The following is a 2,039-nucleotide window of genomic DNA, read 5'->3' on the forward strand; positions in this document are numbered from 1 at the left end:
ATGGGGGAGAGCCAAGATATTGCCTCCACCCAACGATATAAGTACAACGGCAAGGAGCTCGACCGCATGCACGGGCTGGACTGGTACGACTACGGCGCCCGCCATTATGATGCCACGATTGCCCGTTGGATGTGCGTGGATCCGTTGGCGGAGAAATATTATCATGTCAGCCCGTATGTGTATTGTATAAATAATCCTATTCGGTATGTTGATCCAGATGGAAAAGTCGTTAAGATATTTTTTACTGGGACAGGAATGGATGGAAACAAATATCCTGTGGGAGCAACTATGTCTTATACTTTTGACGGGACTATTGAAAGTTTCATCAACTCACCTAATGACCCATTCGTGAGAGATGTAATAATGGCATACTCATATTTAAAAGCTAATGATGCTTCTGAAATGTTCGATGCCGCTATAGCAGATCCAGACTATGTTTTTAATCTCATTCAAACAGAGGGTTTTTCCATGTCGGATTACACAAGGGAAAGTATTGATATATATTGGGACAATTCGGGGGGGATTATTACAGACAATAGAGGACGATTTAAAGATGGGCGGCAATCTCCAGCTATACAATTAGAACATGAGTTTACTCATGGTGTTTTACATGTCAGAAACCCACATGCGCAAGCAGAGAGACGAAAATTGAGCGATCAACAATATCATAATGCTGAAGAAAAATTGGTTATTACAGGGCATGAACATGATGTTGTAATGAAGTTGGGGGAAACACCGAGGTATAATCACAAAGGGACGCTATACAAAACGGACGGCCCTACTACTACGACCCCTTATAAAGGCAAGCCCGTTGTCAATCCACATAATAACAGGAAAAGGATTCTTCCAATCCCGTATATTAGCCAACCTGACCAATTAAGAGTTTCAAGTCCATATCGAAGATGAACAAAAAATATCACAAACATTTCTGCCTTTTATTATTAGTTATGCTTTTGACTTGCTGTAAGCCTGGCGATACAACAGAAAAAGCATCGTCAAATAGTGGGTATAACATAAGTGCCATTTATTTTAGGGGAGATGGTACATCTTACATTCCCATTGATTGCCAAAGCATGCAACTTGCTTTTGAGAAGTATGATTACACAGACACGATATTGTTGGACAGTATGGATATTTCGTTCCTTAAGGAAATGCCAAAATCTCTTTTGACATCAAAGAAAACCGAGATAATAGATAATCGGGTGATGTTAATAGACAATGACACAAGCCGAATATGGGTAACCCTTTATGACGAGGTTATAAACGAGTCTGGATATATCATAAAGGTTAGTCCAGAGAATATTTATAGGCTAAAGTCATTAATAGGCTACTATAACTACTGGGATATGGAAGCTTTAAAAATGGAAAATCTAATTGAAAAATTTGGAATACCTAAAAGCTATAAGTATAATAAGAATTATAGTATGAAGAAACGCCTCATCCCTTATTGTAAGGTACTACTTACAACAGAATAAGGCATAAATTATGAGCGCATGCTAAAGAAAGAAAAAGTATTGCGGGACCACTTGGGCAACAACCGATTAGTAGTGGATGAGCACGGAGCGATTAAGCAGGTGAACCACTACTATCCCTTCGGCGGGCTGATGGGGGAGAGCCAGAACTTCACTTCCACCCAACGATATAAGTATAATGGCAAGGAGCTCAACCGCATGCACGGGCTGGACTGGTACGACTATGGTGCTCGCCACTTTGACGCTTCCATCGGCCGTTGGATGTGTGTGGATCCGCTGGCGGAGAAATACTATCCTATCAGCCCGTATGTGTATTGTTTGGATAATCCTGTGAGATTTATAGATGAAGATGGCATGGATCCAGGGGACAGATTTCAGAATATGTATTTAGCAGCTATGGATTTTGCGAAGTTATATAATCCTAGGTCTATACATGAAAACAGAGAATATAGTACTTCTATTTTTTTAGTAAAAGATACGCGAGTTCGGGATAAGATTACCATGCAAATAGCTCTAATTGTCTTGATTTCTCCACATGCACTGGCAGCGCCTCCGGCTTGTTGTCAA

At 40.5% G+C, this 2,039-nt stretch carries 3 protein-coding genes; all 3 read left to right on the forward strand.

Going from position 1 to position 2,039, the window contains the following annotated elements:
- On the forward strand, positions 1-906 hold a 906-nt coding region (locus BM114_RS13950; protein ID WP_092114330.1), incomplete at its 5' end, for an RHS repeat-associated core domain-containing protein.
- On the forward strand, positions 903-1,475 hold the full coding sequence (locus tag BM114_RS13955) for a hypothetical protein (protein ID WP_143089358.1): 573 nt from the start codon (positions 903-905) through the stop codon (positions 1,473-1,475). The genes BM114_RS13950 and BM114_RS13955, both read left to right, overlap by 4 nt.
- An 18-nt stretch (positions 1,476-1,493) precedes the next feature.
- Positions 1,494-2,039: RHS repeat-associated core domain-containing protein (locus BM114_RS13960; RefSeq protein WP_304441997.1), on the forward strand; the 546-nt coding region annotated here is incomplete at its 3' end.

The sequence above is a fragment of the Prevotella sp. KH2C16 genome, assembly GCF_900113305.1.
Lineage (GTDB): Bacteria > Bacteroidota > Bacteroidia > Bacteroidales > Bacteroidaceae > Prevotella.